Annotated in this window: 1 protein-coding gene and 2 pseudogenes; 2 read left to right on the plus strand and 1 reads right to left on the minus strand. The window is 41.6% G+C overall.

Going from position 1 to position 2,413, the window contains the following annotated elements; all coding sequences use genetic code 11:
• Window positions 1-322 (minus strand): annotated as a pseudogene (locus V7659_RS17790) (potassium transporter TrkG); the annotation flags it as partial.
• Window positions 323-513: 191 nt separating this feature from the next.
• Here V7659_RS17790 and V7659_RS17795 point away from each other — a divergent pair.
• Together V7659_RS17795 and V7659_RS17800 are read left to right on the plus strand one after the other, a co-directional pair.
• Entirely contained in the window at window positions 514-1,848 is a 1,335-nt protein-coding gene (locus tag V7659_RS17795) for an aspartate aminotransferase family protein (RefSeq protein WP_335541139.1), read from the plus strand.
• Between the two features lie 96 nt (window positions 1,849-1,944).
• Window positions 1,945-2,413 (plus strand): annotated as a pseudogene (locus tag V7659_RS17800) (CoA transferase subunit A); the annotation flags it as partial.

Genomic DNA, 2,413 nt, shown 5'->3' on the forward strand with positions numbered 1-2,413 from the left:
TTAAGCCAACCTTTTTGCCAAGCATAATCCAAAGGAATGTACTTAAAGACATGACCCCTAATCCACCCAATTGCAGAATTAAGCATAAGAGAAAGATTCCAAAGTTGCTAAAAGTATCTTTAATGGATATCACACTTAACCCAGTAACACTTATCGCACTAGCCGAGGTAAACATGGCATCGATAAAGCTGAGTGTTACATTCTCGCGATGGGCCATTGGAATTTTTAATAAAAGTGTCGAGATGACTAAAGCAGATAAATAAAAAATAACGATTAATTGTATTGTCGAAATCTCTTTTGTTTTTAACTTTATTTTTTTGATTGCGCTCATCGGATCCATTCCTTCTCTATTCTAAGAGTAATTTTATATGAATCATTATGAAATGTAAAAGTTTCCTTTCAATTAAACTAACTTGGCATCCGATTTTCTTTGTAAATAACATGAAAGAAACATAGAAACCATTCATACAATTTTTATAAGGACTGCCTAATTTAAAAAGGAAGTGAATCCCTTTGGATCATTCTTTTCTCATAAAGCCAATGCTCGATGATATTTATCCAGTCATTGACTATGGCCAAGGAATTTATTTATTTGATATGGATGGGAAAAAGTATTTAGATGCTGCTTCCGGTGCAGTAACAGCCAATATTGGTCATGGTGTACCAGAGATTATTGAAGCGATGAATGAACAAGCAAAAAAGGTGTCCTTTGTGTATCGCTCCCAATTTACGAGTGAGGCAGCCGAGAATTTAGCGAAAAAAATGGCAGATATGCTTCCTGGAGATCTGAATTGGTGCTTCTTTGTGAACAGTGGTTCTGAGGCTACTGAAACGGCGATGAAAATGGCGATTCAATATTGGCAGGAAAAGGGGGTGCAAACGAAATCTAAGGTGCTTTCAAGATGGGTGAGCTACCACGGGATAACCCTAGGAGCACTATCCATGTCAGGGCATACAGCAAGGAGAGCAAGATTTGTTCCACTTTTAGAGGATTTCCCAGTCATTCATCCCCCTTATTGCTTCCGTTGCCCATATAACCTCGAGTCAACAAGTTGTAATTACTTATGTGCCCATGAGTTGGAAACAGCGATCAAGCGGATCGGAGCCAATCAAATCGCTGCTTTTATCGCTGAACCAGTGATTGGCGCTGCAGGAGGAGCTATAACCCCACCCCCTGGTTATTACAAGGTCTTAAAGCAAATTTGTGAGGATTATGACATCCTGTTTATCGCCGATGAAGTCATGACTGGCTGTGGCCGAACGGGGACCATGCTGGCTTGTGAACAATGGGGAATCACCCCTGATATTGTTGCATTAGGAAAAGGGATGGGTGCGGGGTATGCACCGATAGCCGCAGCTATCGCGAGTGAAAAGGTCATCGAACCGATATTGGCTGGTACCAAGGCCGTAATGAGCGGACATACCTTGAGTGCGAATCCGCAGGCATGTGCAGCTGCCTTGGCGGTCCTTCAATTCTTAGAAGAAAACAATATTATTCAGGAGGTTGAAAATAAAGGGAATTATTTACGTGGCCAGCTTGAAAATCTAAAGCAACACTACTCGTTTATTGGTGATGTCCGCGGCAAGGGGTTATTGCTAGGAATCGAGTTTGTCCAGGATGCCGCAACCAAAACACCATTCCCTAGAAATGCGCATGTAACACAAAGAATGGTCGAATTGGCCAAGGAAAAAGGGCTGATTATTTATCCTGCTGGTGCAGGAATGGATGGAATTAATGGTGATTCAATTATTATTTCACCACCACTAACCATTACTCAGAAAGAGATGGATGAACTGGTCAAGTTGCTAATAGAAACATTTAGAGGCTTCTCAGTGTCAACACAATGAATGAACGAAAGGGGGGAAACTGAAATGGAAAATCCGTTTAGAAAAGTGACTACAATAGAGGCAGTCATGGAATATTTCCATGATGGAATGACATTGATGTTTGGCGGGTTTGGCGGGGTCGGCTCACCACCTGACATAATTGATGGCATTCTTGAAAAAGGAGTTCGTGATCTTACGCTAATAGGGAACGACACAGGTTTCCCACATATTGGCATTGGAAAATTAGTCAGCCAACAAAGAGCATCGAAAGTCATCGCCTCTCATATCGGTTCCAATCCATTTGCAGGACAGCTGATGCATGAAGGAAAACTAGAGGTCGAATTTTCACCACAGGGAATCTTAGCTGAAAGAATTCGTGCCGGCGGTGTCGGTCTTCCTGCGATTCTGTCTGATATCGGTATGGATAATGAATTAGTTGTGAAAGACAAACCGTATATTTCTTTAGCAGATAAGAGGTATTTGCTTGAAACGGCCCTAACTGCCGAGGTGTCCATTGTTTATGCGAAAAAGGCCGATGAGTATGGAAATTTAATTTATGACAAAAGTGCCCGCAATACCAATCCGC

The sequence above is a fragment of the Neobacillus drentensis genome (assembly GCF_036966985.1).
In the GTDB taxonomy this organism is placed as follows: domain Bacteria; phylum Bacillota; class Bacilli; order Bacillales; family Cytobacillaceae; genus Neobacillus; species Neobacillus drentensis_E.